The sequence below is a fragment of the Citrobacter sp. RHBSTW-00859 genome (assembly GCF_013729795.1).
GTDB lineage: Bacteria > Pseudomonadota > Gammaproteobacteria > Enterobacterales > Enterobacteriaceae > Citrobacter > Citrobacter braakii.
The window spans coordinates 4,142,852-4,166,364 of sequence record NZ_CP056284.1 but is presented as its reverse complement, the minus strand read 5'-3'; the positions used below and the strand labels follow the sequence as shown (position 1 = coordinate 4,166,364).

20 protein-coding genes and 2 pseudogenes are annotated in these 23,513 nt (G+C 52.7%); 15 read left to right on the top strand and 7 right to left on the bottom strand.

The features are described 5' to 3' along the window. The first annotated feature begins 338 nt into the window (after nt 1-338). Together HV302_RS20875 and HV302_RS20870 are read left to right on the top strand one after the other, a co-directional pair. The gene (locus HV302_RS20875) at nt 339-1,820 is read left to right on the top strand and encodes a glycoside hydrolase family 18 protein (RefSeq protein ID WP_019078334.1); all 1,482 of its coding nucleotides are present in this window, start codon (nt 339-341) and stop codon (nt 1,818-1,820) included. 258 nt (nt 1,821-2,078) lie between these two features. After that, the gene (locus tag HV302_RS20870; protein WP_016155655.1) at nt 2,079-2,804 is read left to right on the top strand and encodes a winged helix-turn-helix domain-containing protein; all 726 of its coding nucleotides are present in this window, start codon (nt 2,079-2,081) and stop codon (nt 2,802-2,804) included. A gap of 110 nt (nt 2,805-2,914) precedes the next feature. Here the strand turns inward: HV302_RS20870 and HV302_RS20865 are convergent. Together HV302_RS20865 and rpsT are read right to left on the bottom strand one after the other, a co-directional pair. Further along, nucleotides 2,915-3,257, bottom strand: a pseudogene (locus tag HV302_RS20865) (transposase domain-containing protein); the annotation flags it as partial. A gap of 68 nt (nt 3,258-3,325) precedes the next feature. After that, nucleotides 3,326-3,589, bottom strand: a complete 264-nt coding sequence (rpsT, locus tag HV302_RS20860; protein ID WP_003018940.1) for a 30S ribosomal protein S20 — start codon at nt 3,587-3,589, stop codon at nt 3,326-3,328. Nucleotides 3,590-3,694: 105 nt separating this feature from the next. On the opposite strand from rpsT, the pseudogene HV302_RS28390 reads away from it, so the two are divergent. The 9 genes and pseudogenes from HV302_RS28390 to HV302_RS20820 all read left to right on the top strand — a co-directional run bounded on the left by HV302_RS28390 (nt 3,695) and on the right by HV302_RS20820 (nt 12,142). Beyond that, nucleotides 3,695-3,910 (top strand): annotated as a pseudogene (locus HV302_RS28390) (DUF2575 domain-containing protein). A 7-nt stretch (nt 3,911-3,917) separates the two neighbouring features. Next, nucleotides 3,918-4,856: a bifunctional riboflavin kinase/FAD synthetase gene (gene ribF, locus HV302_RS20855; RefSeq protein WP_016155656.1), complete on the top strand. Its 939-nt coding sequence runs from the start codon at nt 3,918-3,920 to the stop codon at nt 4,854-4,856. Between the two features lie 37 nt (nt 4,857-4,893). Continuing rightward, a complete protein-coding gene (gene ileS / locus HV302_RS20850) occupies nt 4,894-7,710 on the top strand; it encodes an isoleucine--tRNA ligase (protein ID WP_016151638.1) in 2,817 nt (938 codons plus the stop codon). After that, nucleotides 7,710-8,207 carry a signal peptidase II gene (gene lspA / locus HV302_RS20845; protein WP_003018932.1) on the top strand — a complete coding sequence of 166 codons (498 nt, stop codon included), beginning with the start codon at nt 7,710-7,712 and terminating at the stop codon, nt 8,205-8,207. Before ileS ends, lspA begins: the two co-directional genes overlap by 1 nt. A gap of 116 nt (nt 8,208-8,323) precedes the next feature. Further along, on the top strand, nt 8,324-8,773 hold the full coding sequence (gene fkpB, locus HV302_RS20840) for an FKBP-type peptidyl-prolyl cis-trans isomerase (protein WP_003018929.1): 450 nt from the start codon (nt 8,324-8,326) through the stop codon (nt 8,771-8,773). Nucleotide 8,774: 1 nt separating this feature from the next. Continuing rightward, nucleotides 8,775-9,725: a 4-hydroxy-3-methylbut-2-enyl diphosphate reductase gene (ispH, locus tag HV302_RS20835; protein WP_047500149.1), complete on the top strand. Its 951-nt coding sequence runs from the start codon at nt 8,775-8,777 to the stop codon at nt 9,723-9,725. Nucleotides 9,726-9,791: 66 nt separating this feature from the next. Continuing rightward, a complete protein-coding gene (gene rihC / locus HV302_RS20830; protein ID WP_016155659.1) occupies nt 9,792-10,706 on the top strand; it encodes a ribonucleoside hydrolase RihC in 915 nt (304 codons plus the stop codon). Nucleotides 10,707-10,803: 97 nt separating this feature from the next. Next, the gene (locus tag HV302_RS20825) at nt 10,804-11,367 is read left to right on the top strand and encodes a glucose-6-phosphate isomerase family protein (protein ID WP_181626535.1); all 564 of its coding nucleotides are present in this window, start codon (nt 10,804-10,806) and stop codon (nt 11,365-11,367) included. Continuing rightward, nucleotides 11,360-12,142 (top strand): glucose-6-phosphate isomerase family protein, encoded by a 783-nt coding sequence (locus tag HV302_RS20820; RefSeq protein WP_181626534.1) that lies wholly within the window; start codon nt 11,360-11,362, stop codon nt 12,140-12,142. The genes HV302_RS20825 and HV302_RS20820 overlap by 8 nt, the downstream gene beginning before the upstream one ends. A gap of 41 nt (nt 12,143-12,183) precedes the next feature. On the opposite strand, the gene HV302_RS20815 is transcribed toward HV302_RS20820, so the two are convergent. From HV302_RS20815 to HV302_RS20795, 5 genes are read right to left on the bottom strand one after another with little or no spacing between them, the layout of a single operon-like run. Then, nucleotides 12,184-13,002: a PTS system mannose/fructose/sorbose family transporter subunit IID gene (locus HV302_RS20815; RefSeq protein ID WP_181626533.1), complete on the bottom strand. Its 819-nt coding sequence runs from the start codon at nt 13,000-13,002 to the stop codon at nt 12,184-12,186. After that, the gene (locus tag HV302_RS20810) at nt 13,002-13,802 is read right to left on the bottom strand and encodes a PTS mannose/fructose/sorbose/N-acetylgalactosamine transporter subunit IIC (RefSeq protein ID WP_016151644.1); all 801 of its coding nucleotides are present in this window, start codon (nt 13,800-13,802) and stop codon (nt 13,002-13,004) included. Before HV302_RS20810 ends, HV302_RS20815 begins: the two co-directional genes overlap by 1 nt. Nucleotides 13,803-13,812: 10 nt before the next feature. Next, nucleotides 13,813-14,307: a PTS system mannose/fructose/N-acetylgalactosamine-transporter subunit IIB gene (locus HV302_RS20805; RefSeq protein WP_003837349.1), complete on the bottom strand. Its 495-nt coding sequence runs from the start codon at nt 14,305-14,307 to the stop codon at nt 13,813-13,815. Nucleotides 14,308-14,318: 11 nt separating this feature from the next. Beyond that, nucleotides 14,319-14,747, bottom strand: a complete 429-nt coding sequence (locus HV302_RS20800) for a PTS sugar transporter subunit IIA (RefSeq protein WP_181626532.1) — start codon at nt 14,745-14,747, stop codon at nt 14,319-14,321. Between the two features lie 4 nt (nt 14,748-14,751). Continuing rightward, complete coding sequence (locus HV302_RS20795) at nt 14,752-16,497, bottom strand: class I mannose-6-phosphate isomerase (protein ID WP_019078343.1); 1,746 nt, start codon at nt 16,495-16,497, stop codon at nt 14,752-14,754. Nucleotides 16,498-16,684: 187 nt separating this feature from the next. On the opposite strand from HV302_RS20795, the gene HV302_RS20790 reads away from it, so the two are divergent. From HV302_RS20790 to carB, 4 genes are all read left to right on the top strand, one after another. Beyond that, nucleotides 16,685-17,692, top strand: a complete 1,008-nt coding sequence (locus tag HV302_RS20790; protein WP_016151647.1) for a LacI family DNA-binding transcriptional regulator — start codon at nt 16,685-16,687, stop codon at nt 17,690-17,692. Between the two features lie 133 nt (nt 17,693-17,825). Beyond that, nucleotides 17,826-18,647, top strand: a complete 822-nt coding sequence (gene dapB / locus HV302_RS20785; RefSeq protein WP_181626531.1) for a 4-hydroxy-tetrahydrodipicolinate reductase — start codon at nt 17,826-17,828, stop codon at nt 18,645-18,647. A 456-nt stretch (nt 18,648-19,103) separates the two neighbouring features. Then, entirely contained in the window at nt 19,104-20,252 is a 1,149-nt protein-coding gene (gene carA / locus HV302_RS20780) for a glutamine-hydrolyzing carbamoyl-phosphate synthase small subunit (RefSeq protein ID WP_003018918.1), read from the top strand. A 17-nt stretch (nt 20,253-20,269) separates the two neighbouring features. Then, nucleotides 20,270-23,497 (top strand): carbamoyl-phosphate synthase large subunit, encoded by a 3,228-nt coding sequence (gene carB, locus HV302_RS20775; RefSeq protein WP_181626530.1) that lies wholly within the window; start codon nt 20,270-20,272, stop codon nt 23,495-23,497. The last annotated feature ends 16 nt before the right edge of the window (nt 23,498-23,513 follow it).

Genomic DNA, 23,513 nt, shown 5'->3' with positions numbered 1-23,513 from the left:
ATACTTCATATTGTGGGGGGGGTTACTCGGCCAGTCGGTACACTGCACCCTGCCACCTTGTGGCAGGGTCACTGGTGAGTGCTGAGCAAAGTGGATGCACCGACGCAAAAGATGTAGCAAATCAAACAGAAAGAGATTTTCTGAGACCCTCCAGCTCGCTTCTTACCCTATCTCATAACCTGTTTTATACAGAAAATGAGATCTCATCAAATCGATATCTCATGGTTTCAAAGCGTTTGTGATTAGCACCCCTCGCATAATGGGAGCATTACATAGGTGTCCCACCGGACGGATGGGACACACTATTTCTTCTATGACTCATTAACGAGGTAAGCATTATGACTAACAGCAAACTGGTACAAAATGATTCGCTCAGTACAAAAGAGTACGAGCAGAACGGATTTGTGGCGGCCACGGAAACCAATGAGTTTAGCTATACATCGGCGCGTGTTGCGAAGGTAGCCTATAACGAGTACAAGCCCAACGAGTTTAAAGTGTCCGGTTACTGGACTGACTGGTCGCAATATGACGGCCGTCTCGATGGTGATTTCGCGCCTTCCAGCTGTGGGCGCGGCGTTGACCTGGCGTTATTAGACCCCTTTGCTTACGATAAAATTACGCTGGGTTTCTGCGGGATTGTCGGCGATACCGGCGAGAAAGCGACGACCATCAACAATGCCGCAGTCGACTTCCAGCGTACGCAATGGCAACCCACTTTTGTCGATGCGTGGGGAGATGTTGCCTCCTATCGCAACTGCGGCTTTGCGGGCTGGGTAAGCAATGATTACATGGCGCTTTTCCATCAGTACGATGCACAGGGCGTTCTGGGGGGGTTACGCGATGTACAGAAAAAGAACCCGAATCTCCATCTTTCAATGAGTATCGGCGGCTGGACCATGAGCCAGGCGTTCCACTTTATGGCTAAAGATCCACATAAACGCGCGCTATTCTGCGACGGCCTGACCGATCTGTTCACCCGATTCCCGATGTTTAGCGAAATCGATCTGGATTGGGAATATCCGGGGGCACCGGGAAATACCGGTAATACCTACGATGATACTGACGCACCAAATTTTGCTGCCTTGATTAAGGATGTGAAAGCCGCGCTGAATAAAATCAATCGCAGTGATGTGAAAATTAGCGTTGCCGCGGCTGGTGACATCGAGAAACTGAAAAAAGCCAATATTCCAGCGCTCATTGATGCGGGGGTCTGGGGCATTAATTTAATGACCTACGACTTCTTTGGTACGCCGTGGGCTACCGAGCTGGCGCATCATACCAATCTCTACCCGAATGGCAGCGCGAATAACTGGAGCGTAGAGACCGCCGTTAATTATCTGGAGTCGATTGGGGTGCCGCTTAAACAGGTCTTTATCGGTTATGCCGGTTATAGCCGTAATGCTCATGATGCGACGATCCAGAGCGTATCTCCGCTGAAAGGAACTTACACACCAGGATACGGCACGACGGTCGGAACATTTGAATCCGGCTCAACGGAATGGTACGACCATATCGCAAATTATCTTGATCTGGAAAACCAGACCGGTCGCAATAATTTTATTGTTTACACCGATGAAGTGGCGGATGCGGATTTCCTGTATAACCCACAGTCTAAAGTCTTTATGTCGCTGGATACCCCACGCACCGTGAAGGCCAAAGCCGAGTACGTAAAATCCCGCGGCCTGGGCGGCCTGTTTACCTGGACGGCGGATTTGGATCGTGGCCCGCTGGTGAATGCGGCTCGCGAAGGGCTGGGCTGCGAAATGACGCGGCAAACTGTTGATATGAGACCGTTCTATTTTAAAGGTATTACGAAGTAAGTGCTCATGTCCCCCTGTAAAGGGGGACATTTTCGGCTGTCTCAATCGTGTAAAAAACATAGATAAGTAAATAAATATTGTGTATCAGGTGAATTATTATTTTGGATTGAATAAGTAAATTTATATTACATTTTATGACATTGCCTTCTTATTTTTAGATTTTTTTATGGTTTTTTACATCAGGTTTGACAATTCTCTCAGTTAGATGATTATTTTTGGTACTAAAATAACGCATCTCAATAGTTAATGGATTTTCAAATGGTTACATCATTCATGATTGGAAATGATTTATTGTTTGATACAAGTGAAATGGTTCTTCATCATCTTAAGGATGGGGAAAGTATTCATTTATCCGGCGTGAAAGGTCGCTGTTTGAAGTGTCTCATCTCACATACCCAACAAGATATAACGACAAAAAAGCAAATTTGCGATGAGGTATGGGGACAATTTGGTTTATTCGCCAGCGATAGTACGTTATTGCAGACGATTTATGCCTTGCGGCGGGATTTGCGGGATATAGAGATGACGGATTTAATCGTTACCCATCCCCGACTGGGCTACCAGATCAATCCGGCCTATAGCGTTACACCGGTTGCTGAATTAGGCGCTGAAAAAAATGAACCTGCTGCCACTGAGGTATTTTCCTGTCCTTCTGACACTGATATTCTCAGTGCCCATTATGAAATTCAGAAAAAAACCGAAGGCAAAAAAACAGACGTTGCCGTTAATCTCTCCCTGCATAAGGCGAGGGTTATTTTAGCGTTCCTGACATTTGTATTGACTACAGTATTAGTACTCCTGACAGTGTTTTTCTACAGGGAAGAGTTACGTCTTCATAATGGCGGAAAAAACTTGTATTTAAATCCTGAAACGGGAAAAGATAGTCATGGACAAAAAGGATTTATCCTGTGCCAGTGCAATAAGTACGATACAAGCGAAAATTGCAAAAATCATGAATATATATGTAAAAAAGTGACTTCATGATATTTTTCGTTACGTAATGCAACTTAAGTTTATTATGCGTTTGGTGGATAAGGCGAGAGCGTCATCTTGCCACCGAAAAGCTCAGTTAACCGTCGTTCGGCAAGATGATGCGTCCAGTGATGAGCCGGTTAGATGAAATAATGCCTCAAGTGGTGCATCACAGAATTTCCAGCAGGTCTGATTAATAGAGTTGGCAGCCAGAGAGCCATCCAGAACAAGCTCGAGTTTTGTCACCGCATCGGTGATGTAGAGATCATAATGAAGCCCATTCCGATAATTAACCAGATAACGAGTTCCGCGGAGAGTTTATGCTTTCTGATACTGGCTTTATCTGTGGAGCGAAGGACCTGAGAGACATTCAGGAGGTATTGAGTGCCGAAAAGAGGAAAGAGATTCGGGTTCAGCCCAGGTTGTATCGCATAGCGACAGGTTGAAAGTATGAAAAAGCCCCATCAAAAATGATGGGGCTTATTGTGCTACGCTTGCGCGGGTTTTTTCACAAAGCGACAACAAGCAGGCGATTAAGCCAGTTTGTTGATCTGTGCAGTCAGGTTTGCTTTATGACGTGCAGCTTTGTTTTTGTGGATCAGACCTTTAGCAGCCTGACGGTCCACGATCGGTTGCATTTCGTTAAATGCTTTCAGTGCAGTAGCTTTGTCGCCAGCTTCGATAGCTGCGTATACTTTCTTGATGAAAGTACGCATCATAGAGCGACGGCTAGCGTTGTGCTTGCGGGCCTTTTCAGACTGAACGGCGCGCTTCTTAGCTGATTTGATATTAGCCAAGGTCCAACTCCCAAATGTGTTCTATATGGACAATTCAAAGGCCGAGGAATATGCCCTTTTAGCCTTCTTTTGTCAATGGATTTGTGCAAATAAGCGCCGTTTAAATTGCAGCACTCGTTGCGTAGTGATGGCGCAGGATTCTACCAGCTTGCGGGGCGTGAATACAGCCTTTCCACGAGAAAAATTGCATTGGTGCGCCCGTGAAGGGCGTCAATTTGTTTCATAACGATGAAAACCATCCTCTTTCTGTTTCGTAGAAACAATCGCCGGTTAACGTTGAACGCGGTACAGGGTATACTTTCACGATTTTCACTGTTTTGAGCCAGACATGAAGCTGATACGAGGCATACATAATCTCAGTCAGGCCCCGCATGGGTGTGTGCTGACTATTGGTAATTTCGACGGCGTGCACCGTGGCCATCGTGCGTTGCTGCAGGGCTTACGGGAAGAAGGGCGCAAACGCAATTTACCGGTGATGGTGATGATTTTCGAGCCGCAGCCGTTGGAGCTGTTTGCGACGGACAAGTCACCTGCGCGCCTCACCCGCCTGCGGGAAAAACTGCGTTATCTGGCGGAGTGCGGCGTTGATTACGTGCTGTGCGTGCGTTTTGACAGGCGCTTCGCGGCATTAACGGCGCAGACCTTTATCAGCGATCTGCTGGTGAAGCGCCTTGGTGTACAATTTCTTGCCGTTGGTGATGATTTCCGCTTTGGCGCTAGCCGTGCGGGCGATTTCTTGTTATTACAGGAAGCGGGCGCTGAGTATGGTTTTGATATCACCAGCACCCAAACTTTCTGTGAAGGCGGTGTGCGCATCAGCAGCACCGCGGTACGTCAGGCGCTGGCGGAAGATAACCTGCAACTGGCCGAAAGCCTGCTTGGGCATCCTTTTACTATCTCAGGACGCGTAGTTCACGGTGACGAGTTAGGGCGCACTATCGGTTTTCCGACGGCAAACTTACCGCTTCGTCGCCAGGTTTCTCCGGTGAAAGGGGTTTATGCGGTTGAAGTAATGGGGCTGGGTGACAAACCTTTCCCCGGCGTCGCCAACATCGGCACACGCCCGACGGTAGCAGGCGTACGCCAACAGTTGGAAGTGCATCTATTGGACGTTGTAATGGACCTGTATGGTCGCCATATAGATGTAGTACTGCGTAAAAAAATACGCAGCGAACAGCGATTTGCCTCGCTGGATGAACTAAAAGCGCAGATTGCGCGTGATGAGTTGACTGCCCGTGAATTTTTTGGGCTAACAAAACCGGCTTAATGCCTATACGAGTTTTAAATACGGAACCGAGAATCTGATGAGTGACTATAAATCAACCCTGAATTTGCCGGAAACAGGGTTCCCGATGCGCGGCGATCTCGCCAAGCGTGAACCGGGAATGCTGGCGCGTTGGACTGATGATGACCTGTACGGCATCATTCGTGCGGCCAAAAAAGGCAAAAAAACCTTCATTCTGCATGATGGCCCTCCTTATGCGAATGGCAGCATTCATATTGGTCACTCGGTTAACAAGATTCTGAAAGACATTATCGTGAAGTCCAAAGGACTCACGGGATTCGACTCGCCTTACGTTCCGGGCTGGGACTGCCACGGCCTGCCTATCGAGCTGAAAGTAGAGCAGGAATACGGCAAGCCGGGCGAGAAGTTCACCGCCGCTGAGTTCCGCGCCAAATGCCGTGAATACGCAGCGACGCAGGTTGACGGTCAGCGTAAAGACTTTATCCGTCTTGGCGTGCTGGGCGACTGGTCGCATCCGTACCTGACCATGGACTTCAAAACTGAAGCCAACATCATTCGTGCGCTGGGTAAAATCATCGGTAACGGTCACCTGCACAAAGGTGCGAAGCCGGTGCACTGGTGCGTTGATTGCCGTTCCGCGCTGGCGGAAGCGGAAGTTGAGTATTATGACAAAACCTCCCCGTCCATCGACGTTGCGTTCCACGCCGCCGATCAGGACGCGGTAAAAGCGAAATTTGGCGTTTCTGACGTCAATGGCCCGATCTCACTGGTTATCTGGACTACCACCCCGTGGACGTTACCGGCGAACCGCGCAATCTCTCTGGCGCCTGATTTTGACTATGCGCTGGTGCAGATTGACGGGCAGGCTGTGATTCTGGCGAAGGATCTGGTTGAAAGCGTCATGCAGCGTATTGGTGCGGCTGAATACACTATTCTGGGCACCGTAAAAGGCGCCGAGCTGGAACTGCTGCGCTTTACCCATCCGTTTATGGGCTTTGACGTACCGGCTATTCTTGGCGATCACGTTACGCTGGATGCGGGTACCGGTGCGGTCCATACCGCCGGCGGCCACGGTCCGGATGACTACGTCATTAGCCAGAAATACGGTCTGGAAATCGCTAACCCGGTTGGCCCGGACGGCGCATATCTGGCGGGTACCTATCCGGATCTGGACGGTGTGAACGTCTTTAAAGCCAACGACAAAATCGTTGCGCTGCTGAGCGATAAAGGCGCTCTGCTGCACGTTGAGAAGATGCAGCACAGCTACCCGTGCTGCTGGCGCCACAAATCGCCGATCATCTTCCGTGCGACACCGCAGTGGTTCGTCAGCATGGATCAGAAAGGTCTGCGCGCGCAGTCGCTAAAAGAGATCAAAGGCGTGCAATGGATCCCGGATTGGGGTCAGGCACGTATTGAATCGATGGTTGCCAACCGTCCTGACTGGTGTATCTCCCGTCAGCGTACGTGGGGTGTGCCGATGTCTCTGTTTGTTCACAAAGACACCGAAGAGCTGCATCCGCGTGCTATCGAATTGATGGAAGAAGTGGCCAAACGCGTTGAAGTTGACGGCATCCAGGCGTGGTGGGATCTCGATCCGAAAGATATCCTCGGCGATGAAGCTGACCAGTATGTCAAAGTCCCGGATACGCTGGACGTGTGGTTCGACTCCGGTTCAACCCACTCATCCGTCGTGGACGTGCGTCCTGAGTTTGCAGGCCATGCGGCAGATATGTATCTGGAAGGTTCTGACCAGCACCGCGGCTGGTTCATGTCTTCTCTGATGATCTCCACTGCAATGAAGGGCAAAGCGCCATACCGTCAGGTACTGACCCACGGTTTCACCGTTGATGGTCAGGGTCGCAAAATGTCCAAGTCTATCGGTAACACCGTAAGCCCGCAGGACGTAATGAACAAACTGGGCGCGGATATTCTGCGTCTGTGGGTCGCTTCTACCGACTATACCGGCGAAATGGCCGTTTCTGACGAAATCCTGAAACGTGCTGCCGACAGCTATCGTCGTATCCGTAACACCGCGCGCTTCCTGCTGGCGAACCTGAATGGGTTCGATCCGGTAAAAGATATGGTGAAACCGGAAGAGATGGTGGTGCTGGATCGCTGGGCGGTAGGTTGTGCGCAAGCGGCGCAGGAAGAGATCCTGAAAGCTTATGAAGCCTATGACTTCCACGAAGTAGTACAGCGCCTGATGCGCTTCTGCTCCGTAGAAATGGGTTCGTTCTACCTCGACATCATCAAAGACCGTCAGTACACCGCGAAAGCGGACAGTGTGGCGCGTCGTAGTTGCCAGACTGCGCTGTTCCATATTGCAGAAGCGCTGGTACGCTGGATGGCGCCGATCATGTCCTTCACCGCTGATGAAATCTGGGGTTACCTGCCGGGCGAGCGTGAGAAGTACGTCTTTACCGGTGAATGGTACGAAGGTCTGTTTGGCTTAGGCGAAACCGAAGCGATGAATGACGCCTACTGGGACGAGTTGCTGAAAGTGCGCGGCGAAGTGAACAAGGTCATCGAGCAGGCACGTGCGGATAAGAAAGTCGGTGGTTCGCTGGAAGCGGCGGTTACTCTGTACGCTGAACCAGAGCTGGCGGCGAAACTGACCGCGCTGGGCGAAGAGTTGCGCTTTGTTCTGCTGACCTCCGGTGCGACGGTTGCGGATTATGCAGCGGCTCCTGCTGATGCTCAGCAGAGCGAACTGCTCAAAGGTCTGAAAATCGTACTAAGCAAAGCCGAAGGTGAGAAATGTCCGCGCTGCTGGCATTACACTACCGATGTCGGCCAGGTGGCGGAACATGCAGATATCTGCGGACGCTGTGTCAGCAACATCGCCGGTGATGGCGAACAACGTAAGTTTGCCTGATGAGTAAGCCTCTTTGTTCAACAGGACTACGCTGGCTGTGGCTGGTGGTAGTCGTGCTGATTATCGATTTAGGCAGCAAATACCTGATCCTCCAGAACTTTGCTCTGGGGGATACGGTGTCGCTGTTCCCGTCGCTTAATCTGCACTACGCGCGTAACTATGGTGCGGCGTTTAGCTTCTTAGCCGATAGCGGTGGCTGGCAACGTTGGTTCTTTGCCGGTATCGCCATTGGTATCTGCGTTATCCTGATGGTGATGATGTATCGCTCGAAGGCGACGCAGAAGCTAAACAACATCGCGTATGCGTTAATCATTGGCGGTGCGCTGGGCAACCTGTTCGACCGCCTGTGGCACGGCTTCGTGGTTGATATGATTGACTTTTACGTCGGTGACTGGCATTTCGCGACATTCAACCTTGCTGATACGGCGATCTGTATCGGTGCGGCATTGATTGTCCTCGAAGGCTTCTTACCGTCGAAAGAGAAAAAAGCCGCATAAAAAATGCCGGATGGCGCTATGCTAATCCGGCCTACAATATACTGCGATTCTTGTGGGCCCGGTAAGCGTAGCGCTATCGGGCAAACAGGCGGCAGCAATTTTAAAGAGCAACCTGCATGTCTAAATCAGTACAGAGTAACAGTGCGGTGCTGGTGCACTTCACCCTTAAGCTCGACGATGGCTCCACCGCAGAGTCAACCCGCAATAACGGCAAGCCTGCGCTGTTTCGCCTGGGCGACGGTTCTCTGTCTGAAGGACTGGAACAACACCTGCTGGGGTTAAAAGAAGGTGATAAAACCACTTTTGCTCTGGAGCCGGATGCCGCCTTCGGCGTGTCAAGCCCGGACTTAATTCAGTATTTCTCGCGTCGGGAATTTATGGACGCGGGCGAGCCAGAAATTGGCGCTATCATGCTCTTTACCGCAATGGACGGCAGTGAGATGCCTGGTGTGATCCGCGAAATCAATGGTGACTCGATCACGGTTGATTTCAACCATCCGCTGGCCGGGCATACCGTTCATTTTGATATTGAAGTGCTGGAAGTCGAACCGGCACTGGAGGCGTAAAATGCAGATCCTGTTGGCCAACCCGCGCGGTTTTTGCGCTGGCGTAGACCGCGCTATCAGCATTGTGGAAAACGCGCTGGCTATTTACGGCGCACCGATTTATGTCCGTCATGAAGTGGTGCATAACCGCTATGTGGTGGATAGCCTGCGCGAGCGCGGCGCTATTTTTATTGAGCAAATCAGTGAAGTACCGGATGGCGCGATCCTGATTTTCTCCGCTCATGGTGTGTCTCAGGCGGTGCGTAACGAAGCCAAAGGCCGCGACCTCACGGTTTTTGATGCGACCTGCCCGCTGGTAACGAAAGTGCATATGGAAGTTGCCCGCGCCAGCCGTCGCGGTGAAGAGTCAATTTTAATTGGTCACGCCGGGCATCCGGAAGTTGAAGGCACGATGGGCCAGTACAGTAACCCGCAGGGGGGAATGTATCTGGTCGAATCACCTGAAGATGTGCTGAAACTGAATGTAAAAAATGAAGGCAAATTGTCCTTCATGACGCAGACTACTCTCTCCGTTGATGACACCTCTGACGTCATTGACGCGTTGCGAAGCCGTTTTCCGAAAATTGTCGGGCCGCGCAAAGACGATATCTGTTATGCCACGACCAACCGCCAGGAAGCGGTCCGTGCGCTGGCAGAGCAGGCCGATGTTGTGCTGGTGGTCGGCTCGAAAAACTCTTCTAACTCCAACCGTCTGGCTGAACTGGCCCAACGAATGGGGAAAGCGGCGTATCTGATTGACGATGCGACCGATATCCAGGAAGCGTGGGTGAAAGAAGCTAGGTGCGTGGGCGTGACGGCCGGTGCCTCGGCGCCTGATATCCTGGTGCAAAACGTGATTGCCCGCCTGCAGGAGCTTGGCGGTGGGGAAGCTATTCCACTGGAAGGGCGTGAAGAAAACATCGTTTTCGAAGTACCGAAAGAGCTGCGTGTGGATGTTCGTGAAGTAGAGTAAGTCTTTCCGGTTACGATTATGAGAAGATGCCAGACTTAACGTCTGGCATTTTTTTATGGAGAAACCATGCGCTTACCGATCATTCTTGATACCGATCCCGGCATTGATGATGCTGCCGCTATTGCCGCCGCGCTGTTTGCCCCTGAGCTGGATCTGCAACTGATGACCACGGTAGCAGGTAATGTGTCGGTGGAAAAAACCACCCGTAATGCATTGCAACTGCTGCACTTCTGGAATGCGGATATTCCGCTAGCGCAGGGGGCATCGATGCCGCTGGTGAGACCGCTGCGAGATGCCGCTTCCGTACACGGTGAATCAGGTATGGAAGGGTATGAATTTGTCGAACATGACCGCCAGGTGATGGCAAAACCTGCCTTCCAGGCCATTCGCGATGCGTTGATGCATGCCCCGCAGCCTGTGACGCTGGTGGCAATTGGCCCCCTGACCAACATTGCGCTGCTGCTGACTCATTATCCTGAATGCATATTCAACATTCACCGTCTGGTGATTATGGGCGGTTCTGCCGGGCGCGGGAACTTCACGCCAAACGCGGAGTTTAATATTGCTATTGATCCCGAGGCCGCCGCAAAAGTCTTCCAGAGCGGGCTGGAGATTGTGATGTGTGGGCTGGATGTCACTAATCAGGCCATGCTCACCCCTGACTATCTGGCGACGTTGCCGCAGCTTAACCAGACGGGAAAAATGCTGCACGCGCTGTTTAGCCATTACCGTAGCGGCAGTATGAATACGGGGCTACGAATGCACGACCTGTGCGCTATTGCCTGGCTGGTGCGCCCGGAACTGTTTACCCTGCAGCCGTGCTTCGTGGCGGTTGAAACCCAGGGGGAATATACCTCGGGTACGACGGTGGTGGACATTGAAGGACGTTTAGGGCATCCGGCAAATGCCCAGGTCGCGCTGGGGCTGGACGTTGAGGGGTTCCAGCAGTGGGTGGCAGAGGTACTGACGCTGGCACCTTGAGGCTGTGATCCGGCCCGCAATATGCAGATAGCGATAGCAGGTTAATCGATTAATCTGCTAATCTGATCCTGTTGTTCTCCTCGGGCCGGAGACACATATGAACCTTTCTTTTATCCAGCCACCGCAGGTGGCGTGGGCAAGCGGCGCTTTAGCTGATGGCCTGTTATTGCGTAAATCCACCCGTATTGAGGATCTTCCAAACGTTTTTGCCGATGAACACGCCCGTCAACAGCTGACTGGCGAGCAGGTCGTGTATGACGTTGAGATGCTGGATACGTCTCCCGCTGAAGGTGAACTCTACACCGGCGTTACCCATCTTTACCCTGGCCGGGTCGGCTGTGAGTATTTTATGACCCGCGGGCATTTCCATGCGCGCCGCGAACAGGGGGAAGTCTATTTTGGTCTGCGTGGCACCGGTTTGCTGCTGTTGCAAACTGAGCAGGGCGACGCGAGGCTGGAAAAAGTATTCGCGGGATCTGTCCACATTATCCCCGGCTTTACCGCGCATCGGTTAATCAACACCGGGGAAGAGGTTCTGTCGGCGCTCGCCGTATGGCCAGGGATTGCGGGTCATGATTATGCAGCGCTCGCCAGCGGCTTCAGAATAAGGGTCTTTGAGGAAAATAAGACGGTTCAGGCGAAGGAGGTACAGAATGGGTGACTTAGCGCATTCTTACGGCCTGGATATGACGGTCCATCATCACCCGCTTGGTTTTAGCTATGGGGATGAGGTTACCGGGCCGATGCCGGAGATTCGTCAACTCGACCAGATTCGCGCCTCGCTGCGCGATCCGCACTGTGAAGGGCCGCAAGAGGTGTATGCCATAGCGATGGATGTGGCGCGAATGCAGGATCGAGAAGAGTTGAAAAAGCGGATGCTGTTGTTTGGCGTGGTCACCTATGCGGCGGGATGGCTGGGAGAAGAGCCGGTGCGTAGTCAGGGACATATTCATCGTATTAGTCTGCACAGCGGCTGGTCTCCGCCGGAGCTTTATGAAATCTGGCAGGGAAAAGCGATCATTTATATGCAGGAATATGTTGAGGACGACCCAGGCCGCTGTTTTGCTGTAATTGCCGGACCCGGTGAGAAAGTGTTGGTACCACCCGGTTGGGGACATGCGACTATATCCGCAGACCCGGATGTACCGTTAACCTTTGGCGCGTGGTGCGATCGTGAATATGGTTTTGAGTACGACGCCGTGCGTGCGCATAAAGGACTGGCATGGTATCCGCTGCTGCAGGGCAACAACGTTATCTGGCAGCATAATCCGCGTTACATCCCTGGACGACTGCAGGCCGTTACGCCCAGACAATATACGGAATTCTCGATTACCTCCGCACCTGTTTATCAACAATTCATCGAGGACCCGGCACGTTTCCAATTTATCTCACGCCCGGACAAGCACCCCGAGCTATGGCAAAACTTTCATCCATAAAAAAACCGGGGCATAGCCCCGGTTGTACCGTTTTCTTTGTGTTATCCCGCAAACAGGCCCGTGGCGACGCCGAGGGCGGCCAGTATCAACAGTAAAATCATCGCTTTCACTGGTGACACACCGCGCTTGGCCATCAGATACCAGGTACCAAGCACCACAATCAGCGGCAGTAACTGCGGGAAGATACCGTCCAGCATCTGTTGAACATGGATATTCACCCCATCTTTGGTAATAAACTCCAGTCCGGTGCCAAGTTTAACGTAGCTGGCCGCCACGCCCCCCATGACAAACACACCCAGCAGCGATAACGCTTCACGCAGACGGGCAGACTTGCTGCTCACCAGCATTTCCACCGAGCCAGAACCCATTTTGTAGCCTTTCAGGAATAAGAACCACGAACCGGGAATGATGATGGCCAGCCAGGCAACGGTATAAAACAGTGGCCCGAGAATGTTACCGCCGGCCGCCAGGGCCATGCCGATGCTGAGCAGGATAGGGATCAGCATGCCAGGGATCATTGAATCGCCGATCCCGGCAATAGGGCCCATCAGGCCAACCTTCAGGGTATTGATGGTCTCCCCATCGATCGGCTCACCGTTCGCTTTTTTCTCCTCCAGCCCCAGCACCATGCCGTTTACGATCGCGCCTATCTGGGGTTCCGTATTATAGAATGAGGCATGACGGCGCAGCATTTCAGTACGTTGGGCTGCGTCGGGATAGAGCTTTTTCGCCACCGGAAGCATACTCAGACAAAAGCCAAAAGATTCCAGACGTTCAAAACTCATCGATGACAAGTTGTGCATCATCCATGTGCGCCAGCAGCGGCGAAGATCTTTACGCGTAAGTGTACGTTCTTCCATCAGAATTCATCCTCATCATCATCGGCTACCGACTTTGCATTCGCGGCCTGCGGCGGTTCCGGTTTGTAGTTGTAATGGATCAACGCCAACAGCGAACCGACGATCACCAGCGCGACCATGTTGAGTTTTAAAAATACGATGCAGACAAAACCGACGAGGAAGTAGATCAGCATGGTGTAGTTTTTGATGATCTGCTTTAGCAAAATCGCGATCCCGACGGCGGGTAAAATGCCGCCCAGTACGTTCATCGTTGACAGAACTATTTTCGGCAAGCTGTCCATAAAACCGCTGATGTATTGCGCGCCGAAGTAAACCGCAATAAAAGTCGGTACAAAACGCAGGACAAAGTTTGTCACCTGTGGCCAGATGGCGCTGTTCAGGTAAATACCGCGTTCGTCACCCCGTTCCAGCGCCACATCTGCCCGGTGATTCCAGAAAGAGTTCAGTACCATCATCGCGTTAAACAAAATGGTTCCGGCGATACCGATGGTCGCCGCTAGCGCGACCGCGACCTCGGGGCCTTTTCCTGAAAGGATCCCTAGGGCGATTGCGGGGTAAGCAACAAAGTTGAGATCGGCCGGCATCGAACCGCCAGGCGTTACCATCGCGATATACACCGCCTGAACCGCGACGCCAATCATGATCCCGGTTTTAATGTCGCCGAGAATAATCCCGACCAGCATTCCAGAAATCAGCGGGCGGGTGATCAGATACCAGCCGCCGGTCAGTCCCAGAAGCCAGGGACTGCTGAGGGCGCCGAGATAGCAAAGTATGCCAATCAACGTAGCTTCGATAATCATCGTGCGCTCCTTATTTCAGCTTCTGACGTGCGTCCTGCCAGCTGTAGCAACTGGCATCAGGAACCAGGCGAAACTCAACCAGATGTCCATGTTGCGTCAGCCAGTCAAAGGCGGCAATTTCATCCCCGTTGACCGACTGATTCGGGCCGATGGTGGTGGTATCAGCACGCGCGCTCATCGGACCCACATTAATCTTGCCGTTGGCATTTTTCAGGCTGATACCTGCTTCTTCAATGCGTTTGAGCGTGACGGGTGATTTGCCAATGACGAAATAACGTTTCTCGCTGGCAATGACTTTTGGCAATTTTTCAATCGCGGTGGCCGTATCAAACAACCAAACTTTGGTGTCCTGTACGGCGCCTTTCATCACCGAAGAGAGCAAAGGGTCGGCCGCGACGGCGTCGTCTATAGCGACGATCCCATCACAGGGCAGCTCTTTGGCCCAACGTGTCACGAGCTGCCCATGGATTACGCGGTCATCGATACGTACAAAAGAAATACTCATAGTGGTTTCCTTTAAAAATCGTCGGACTGAACGGATAAAACCGGGGCGGCTTTAATCAGCGTGGGTATCGTCAGCGCCAACAGCTCGACGGCTGCGGCGTGAACATCCGTTAAATGGCAAATCTCCTCGCTTTGTAACAGCATCGGGAAATTGACCCCCGCTACGACTGCAACGGGAGGAACCGTTTGTGAAGAAAAAGCATGATGGCAGGCGACATTCCACGGCGTACCGCTTTGCATGTCACACAGCACCAGTACGCCGTCAGCGTCTTTTCCGGCATTGGTGAGAACCTGAGAGAACGTCGCTTTAAACCCTTCGATACCTGCCTGTTCACTCAGCGTGACGGGGTAAACATGCGGTAATTCTCCATAAACCATACGACCGCTGGCGAGAAGCGCGTCCGCCAGGGGACCATGGGTGGCAACAATTACGTTAATCATGCGCTTATCCTCTAACCCAGGCTTTAATCGTGGCGAGCTGTTGACCGACGCCTTTGCCAAACGGCGAAATACGATATTCTCCGACGGCGGCAGGGATGATAAAGGTCTCTGCATAGTTGACGACAAACGGGGGAAACGCACCGCTCGGGCTTTCAACAACGGCCTGCGCTCCTTCGACTAGGTTCAGGACGTTGACGCCGCCATGGGTATGGTGAGTGACCGGTGCCGTAAACCAATGGCGACGCGTTTCGATAAATTCGCGTTCGTGCATTCCGGTTCTTTCTTCCCGCCAACCCTCCCCTTCAGCAAGGGGTTCAATACGGTTGACGAGGTTGTCGTGCACCCATTGCGTGTCGCGCTGCCAGTCAATAACCTGCTGACCGTGATCCAGATGCACCGGACGCGGTAAGCCGTCTAACCCTAAGCGGCCCCAATCCCACAGCTTGAAGGTGAAGATATAGGGCGTTGCGCTGATCTCCAGCACCATGGTTCCTGCACCCGAGCAGTGTACGGTTCCGGCAGGGATCAGGAAGTGATCGTGTTTATGTGCAGGGATCTGGTTAACGAATCGTTCATCATCAAAGGTTTTTTCGCCACGACCCGCGGCCCGGAGGTCGTCGAGCATATCCTGCGGTGCGATCCCGGTTTTGGTCCCGAGATACACCACGGCGTCCGGCTCGGCTTCGAGAATGTAATAGCTCTCATCCTGGGTATAGTGCATACCAAACTGCTGTTGAATGTACTCAGTGAGCGGATGAACCTGAAAACTCAAATTCTGGCCGCCAATAGTGTCGAGGAAGTCAAAACGGATCGGGAATTCCGCGCCAAAGCGCGCGTGAACTTTTTCACCCAGCAGGGGGCGGGGACAGGTCAGCACCAGATCCTGAGAGGGGATCTCGATCCGCACGTTGCCAAAACGCAGTAACAGGCTGTTTTCCTCGGGCACGCAATCAAAACACCACGCGTAATTGGGAGCTGAGGGATCGAGATCGAAGCGTTGTTTCATCCATTGCCCGCCCCAGACGCCTGGGTCAAAGAAAGGGGCAACGCGAAACGGTTGTTCGGTGGTTTGTTGCAGACCGGCGCGTAACGCGTTCCCGCTGACCATCGCGGGACTATTTTCTACCGTGGTATCGAGCAAATAATCGGCGCGTTTGAGTAACGGCGTTTTATGTTTGTCGAATACCCGCCATTCAATGAAAAAAGCACGTTTGTAACGACGAAGAATATCTTCATCCTGGTTTTCTGCACCCCAGTTACCCAGCCCGTTATGACGCATACGCTGTTGAATTTCCCAGCGCGGAAGATCGGCATAAACCAGTACGTCACCAGGGTGTGCCAACGCAGCGCCCGAGCCGTACACCACAACCAGCCCTGCGGTAACGGCATCAATCTGTTGGCGGAGTTGGCTGAGTTTGTCGCTATCAAAAAATTCATCCAGGTGATGACAGGAGAGAACGCCGAATACGCGATCGTCGGTAAGGTTACGCGCCAGTAAATCATGCAGGGCCTGCTCATCGCGGCGGGCGGATTCAATATTCAGCACCAGTGCGGTATCTAATGTCGTAACGAGCTGTTGCTCCAGCTCGTCTAGCCGCACGCCCGGATAGCAATCCACGATCAATACGGTTTTGGCGGCGGTAGAAACCCTGGTGTTAAGCACTGAATGAATCGACGACCAACCCTGCCAAGCCTGGTTGTCATAGCCCTGAACGTTAACCTCAGGGAATTTATTATAGGTTGTACGCATATTCTGTCTCCGTGTTGGCTTATTTAAGATTAATCGATTAACCTTATTTTCATAGTGTGGTTAACGCGATTAACCCGCCATAATCAGAATCCAGTGCGGTAAAAAGCACGTTAGCGTGATGTGAATCACACGTAAAAAGGCAATGTTTCGGTTATTCGATTAACCTTTGAAATAAACAGGAGAGATCATGACTACAGTCACGCTGGCGCAGGTTGCTGAACGCGCGGGAGTCTCCACGGCAACCGTTTCAATGGTGTTGCGTAACCGGGGGCGCATTTCTCAGGCCACACGTGACAGGGTGCTCAAAGCGCTGGACGATGCCGGCTACGTTTATAATCAAACCGCCGCTAACCTGCGTAACCGAAGCAGTAATCAGGTCGGATTGTTGTTACACGATATCACTAACCCTTTTTACGGTGAGATGACTGCAGGGCTAAGCCATGAGATGGAGCGGCATGACCTGCTTCTGTTTCTGGCAAACAGTGAAGAGTCAGGAGAAAGGCAGCAAAAATTTGTCGACTCGTTGATGCGCAATAATGCCTGCGGCATGGTGCTCTGCGCGGCGCGCGAAACACCGACCTCCTTCTTCGAGGCGCTGAAAAGGCGCAATATTCCCGCCATCATGGTGGTTCGCCCTCTTAGCGATCCTGATTTTGATTTTGTGGGAACCGATAACTTTCTCGGTACGCAAATGGCCACCACCCATTTAGTCAAAATGGGGCATAAGAATATTGCGTTTATCGGTGGTAGCCCAAGTTCCGGGAGCCGGGCACAGCGTATCGGTGGATTCACCAGCACGTTGCTGGAGCAGGGAATATCGCCGAATCCGCAATGGATAGTGGCGACGCAGGCCAGCCAGATTGACGGCGCAAAAGTGGCTGAGTCGCTTCTTATGCGGTTCCCGGAAATTACCGCCGCCGTTTGTTATCAGGATATTGTGGCGCTTGGGGTTATGCAGGCATTACGTAAAATGGGGCGTGAACCAGGGCGCGATTTTGCGCTGGTGGGGTTCGATGACATTACCGAAGCGGCGCTGGTACAACCTGCGCTCACCACCGTGTCGGTGGCCGCAAAAGAGATAGGTCGCAAGGCTGGGGAGCTACTTTATAGTCGCATTCAGGGAAATGACGAACCTCCGAAACGCATTATTCTGCCACCTGCGCTGGTGGTCAGAGAATCATGTGGTTTTCGCTGATCGTCATGCCTTTTACTGATATCTCTCCCTGTTTATCATTAAATTCTAATTATCGACGTTTTCGGCTGGCGGCGCAGCGATGTGCTGGTTAATCTGAAAACGATTTACGTAAAATTAACAAAAGAGAATAGCTATGCATGATGCACAAATCCGCGTTGCCATCGCGGGAGCCGGAGGGCGCATGGGGCGTCAGTTGATTCAGGCCACTCTTGGCATGGATGGCGTACAGCTCGGCGCGGCGCTGGAGCGCGAAGGTTCTTCTTTGCTGGGAAGCGATGCCGGAGAATTAGCGGGAGCCGGTAAAACGGGCGTTACCGTGCAAAGTAGTCTTGAGGCGGTGAAAGATGATTTTGATGTTTTCATCGATTTTACTCGCCCGGAAGGCACGCTGGCGCATCTGGCGTTTTGCCGCCAGCACGGTAAAGGGATGGTGATTGGCACCACTGGCTTTGATGACGCGGGCAAACAGGCTATTCGTGATGCTGCGCAGGACATTGCTATCGTTTTCGCCGCGAACTTTAGCGTTGGCGTTAACGTCATGCTTAAGCTGCTGGAGAAGGCGGCGAAAGTGATGGGTGATTACACCGATATTGAGATTATTGAAGCCCATCACCGTCATAAAGTGGATGCGCCGTCAGGCACTGCGCTGGCGATGGGGGAGGCGATTGCCGGGGCGCTGGATAAAGATTTAAAAGAGTGTGCCGTCTATTCGCGTGAAGGTTATACCGGTGAGCGCGTACCCGGTACGATCGGTTTTGCCACGGTGCGGGCGGGAGATATCGTTGGTGAGCATACCGCGATGTTTGCCGATATTGGCGAGCGCATTGAGATCACGCATAAAGCCTCCAGCCGCATGACCTTTGCCAATGGCGCAGTACGATCGGCAATTTGGCTGAAATTAAAGTCAAACGGTCTTTTTGATATGAAAGATGTGCTTGATTTACGCAGTTTATAACTTTTATTACCCTTCGTGATGTGGTTATTGTAATCATAACTATTTGATTACATAGGGCAATATTTTATTGCCCTTTTATTTTTTCGCTTTTTAATTTGATTTTTTATTTAATTGCCTGTTTGTTGGTGTTTTGCAGGGTTATTTTGTTATTTCAATGTAAATTTTGACCAAATGGTCCACTTTTATCTATCGCGCTTCCTGTTTTTACACTCTTTATCTTCCGCAAGCGTTTTCCACCCCAAGTTAGCTGATCTTTTTGCCTGTTAAATCGTGTGTTTTATCCCAGTGGCGTAAAATAATAATAAAAAATGCCCTTTTGGGTAGACTTTTACGTGGGCTATCTCTAGAATGCCGCCGTTTGCCAGAAATCCATAGGTAAGCAAATTTGCATTGATTCATGAGGTGTTAATGAATTAATATGCAAATAAAGTGAGTGAATATTCTCTGGAGGGTGTTTTGATTAAGTCAGCGCTATTGGTTCTGGAAGACGGAACCCAGTTTCACGGTCGGGCCATAGGGGCAACAGGTTCGGCGGTTGGGGAAGTCGTTTTCAATACTTCAATGACCGGTTATCAAGAAATCCTCACTGATCCTTCCTATTCCCGCCAAATCGTCACTCTTACTTATCCTCATATCGGTAATGTCGGCACCAATGAAGCCGATGCAGAATCTTCTCAAGTACATGCGCAAGGCCTGGTCATCCGCGACCTGCCGCTGATTGCCAGCAACTTCCGCGATACCGAAGACCTCTCTTCTTACCTCAAACGCCATAATATTGTGGCAATTGCCGATATCGATACCCGTAAGCTGACGCGTTTGCTGCGTGAAAAGGGCGCACAGAACGGCTGCATTATCGCGGGTGATAACCCGGATGCGGCGCTGGCGCTGGAAAAAGCGAAAGCCTTCCCGGGTCTGAACGGTATGGATCTGGCGAAAGAAGTGACCACCGCGGAGCCTTATAGTTGGACGCAAGGTAGCTGGACGCTGGCCGGTGACCTGCCGGAAGCTAAATCCGCCGATGAACTGCCGTTCCACGTAGTGGCCTACGATTTTGGCGCTAAACGTAACATTCTGCGTATGTTAGCGGATCGCGGCTGCCGCCTGACGGTTGTGCCGGCGAAAACCTCTGCTGAAGATGTTCTGAAGATGAATCCGGACGGTATCTTCCTGTCCAACGGTCCTGGCGATCCGGCGCCGTGCGACTACGCGATTACCGCGATTCAGAAATTCCTCGAAACCGATATTCCGGTATTTGGCATCTGCCTCGGCCATCAACTGCTGGCGCTGGCAAGCGGTGCGAAGACCATTAAGATGAAGTTTGGCCACCACGGCGGCAACCATCCGGTAAAAGATATTGATAACAACACCGTGATGATCACCGCTCAGAACCACGGTTTTGCGGTCGATGAGGCCTCCATGCCTGCCAACCTGCGCGTGACCCACAAGTCGCTGTTCGACGGCACCCTGCAGGGGATTCATCGTACCGACAAACCGGCGTTCAGCTTCCAGGGGCACCCTGAAGCAAGCCCAGGTCCACACGACGCTGCGCCGCTGTTCGACCACTTTATCGAGTTAATTGAGCAATACCGTCAGTCCGCGAAATAATCAGGAGTAAAAGAGCCATGCCAAAACGTACAGACATAAAAAGTATCCTGATTCTGGGCGCGGGTCCGATCGTTATCGGTCAGGCGTGTGAGTTTGACTATTCCGGCGCGCAGGCGTGTAAAGCCCTGCGTGAAGAGGGTTACCGCGTTATTCTGGTGAACTCCAACCCGGCGACCATCATGACCGACCCGGAAATGGCCGATGCCACCTACATCGAGCCGATTCACTGGGAAGTGGTACGCAAAATCATTGAGAAAGAGCGCCCGGATGCGGTGCTGCCAACCATGGGCGGTCAGACGGCGCTGAACTGTGCGCTGGAGCTGGAACGTCAGGGCGTACTGGCTGAGTTCGGCGTGACCATGATTGGCGCGACGGCGGATGCTATTGATAAAGCGGAAGACCGTCGTCGCTTCGACATCGCGATGAAAAAAATCGGTCTCGATACCGCACGTTCAGGCATCGCTCACACCATGGAAGAAGCGCTGGCGGTTGCCGCTGACGTCGGCTTCCCGTGCATTATCCGTCCGTCCTTCACCATGGGTGGCACCGGCGGCGGTATCGCCTACAACCGCGAAGAGTTTGAAGAAATTTGCGAACGCGGTCTGGATCTTTCCCCAACCAACGAACTGCTGATTGATGAATCGCTGATTGGCTGGAAAGAGTACGAGATGGAAGTTGTACGTGATAAAAACGACAACTGCATCATCGTCTGCTCCATCGAAAACTTCGACGCGATGGGCATCCATACCGGTGACTCCATCACCGTTGCGCCAGCCCAGACGCTGACCGACAAAGAATATCAAATCATGCGAAACGCCTCGATGGCGGTGCTGCGTGAAATCGGCGTTGAAACCGGTGGTTCTAACGTCCAGTTTGCGGTAAACCCGAAAAACGGCCGTCTGATTGTTATCGAGATGAACCCGCGCGTCTCCCGCTCCTCGGCGCTGGCGTCCAAAGCAACCGGCTTCCCGATTGCTAAAGTCGCAGCCAAGCTGGCGGTAGGTTACACCCTCGACGAACTGATGAACGACATCACCGGCGGGCGGACTCCGGCTTCGTTTGAGCCGTCCATCGACTACGTTGTGACGAAAATTCCACGCTTCAACTTCGAGAAATTTGTTGGCGCTAACGACCGCCTGACCACCCAGATGAAATCTGTCGGTGAAGTGATGGCGATTGGCCGCACCCAGCAGGAGTCTCTGCAAAAAGCGCTGCGCGGTCTGGAAGTGGGCGCGACCGGCTTCGACCCGAAAGTAAGTCTGGATGACCCGGAAGCGCTGACCAAAATCCGCCGCGAGCTGAAAGACGCGGGCGCCGAGCGTATCTGGTACATCGCCGATGCTTTCCGTGCTGGCCTGTCCGTCGATGGCGTGTTCAACCTGACCAACATCGACCGCTGGTTCCTGGTGCAGATTGAAGAACTGGTGCGCCTGGAAGAAAAAGTAACAGACCTTGGCATCAACGGCCTCGACGCTGACTTCTTGCGCGTACTGAAGCGCAAAGGTTTCGCCGATGCGCGTCTGGCGAAACTGGCCGGCGTACGCGAAGCGGAAATCCGCAAGCTGCGTGACCAACATAACCTGCACCCGGTCTACAAGCGCGTGGATACCTGCGCGGCAGAATTTGCCACCGACACCGCTTACATGTACTCCACTTATGAAGACGAGTGCGAAGCGAATCCAACTCAGGATCGTGACAAGATTATGGTGCTGGGCGGTGGTCCAAACCGTATCGGTCAGGGCATTGAATTCGACTACTGCTGCGTGCACGCCTCGCTGGCGCTGCGCGAAGACGGTTACGAGACCATCATGGTCAACTGTAACCCAGAAACCGTTTCTACCGACTACGATACCTCCGACCGTCTGTACTTCGAGCCGGTAACGCTGGAAGACGTGCTGGAAATCGTGCGCATCGAGAAGCCGAAAGGCGTTATCGTGCAGTACGGCGGCCAGACTCCGCTGAAGCTGGCGCGCGCGCTGGAAGCGGCAGGCGTGCCGGTTATCGGCACCAGCCCGGATGCTATCGACCGTGCGGAAGACCGTGAACGCTTCCAGCAGGCGGTTGACCGTCTGAAGCTGAAACAACCGGCGAACGCCACCGTGACCGCCATTGAAATGGCGGTTGAGAAGGCGAAAGAGATTGGTTACCCGCTGGTGGTGCGTCCGTCCTACGTTCTCGGCGGCCGCGCGATGGAAATCGTCTACGACGAAGCCGACCTGCGTCGCTACTTCCAGACCGCGGTCAGCGTTTCTAACGATGCGCCGGTACTGCTGGACCGTTTCCTTGATGACGCGGTAGAAGTGGACGTGGACGCCATCTGCGACGGCGAAATGGTGCTGATTGGCGGTATTATGGAGCACATCGAACAGGCGGGCGTGCACTCCGGTGACTCCGCATGTTCTCTGCCTGCGTATACCCTGAGCCAGGAAATTCAGGATGTGATGCGCCAGCAGGTGCAGAAACTGGCCTTCGAACTGCAGGTTCGCGGTCTGATGAACGTCCAGTTTGCGGTGAAGAATAACGAAGTTTACCTGATTGAAGTGAACCCGCGTGCGGCGCGTACCGTTCCGTTCGTCTCCAAGGCAACGGGCGTACCGCTGGCGAAAGTCGCGGCGCGCGTGATGGCCGGGAAAACGCTGGCACAGCAGGGCGTCACCAAAGAAGTTATCCCGCCGTACTACTCGGTAAAAGAAGTGGTGCTGCCGTTCAACAAGTTCCCGGGCGTTGATCCGCTGTTAGGGCCAGAAATGCGCTCTACTGGTGAGGTGATGGGCGTGGGCCGTACCTTCGCGGAAGCGTTCGCCAAGGCACAGCTCGGCAGCAGCTCCACCATGAAAAAACAGGGTCGTGCGCTGCTCTCCGTTCGCGAAGGCGATAAAGAGCGCGTGGTTGACCTGGCGGCGAAGCTGCTGAAGTTTGGTTTCGAGTTGGATGCGACGCACGGCACCGCGATTGTGCTGGGCGAAGCCGGTATCAATCCACGTCTGGTGAACAAGGTGCATGAAGGCCGTCCGCACATTCAGGACCGTATCAAGAATGGCGAGTACACTTACATCATCAACACTACCGAAGGCCGTCAGGCGATTGAAGACTCCAAGCTGATTCGCCGCAGCGCACTACAGTACAAAGTGCATTATGACACCACCCTGAACGGTGGTTTCGCAACGGCGATGGCGCTGAATGCCGATGCTACCGAGAAGGTGACCTCGGTTCAGGAAATGCACGCGCAGATCAAAAAGTCATAAAAAAAGGGTCCGGTGA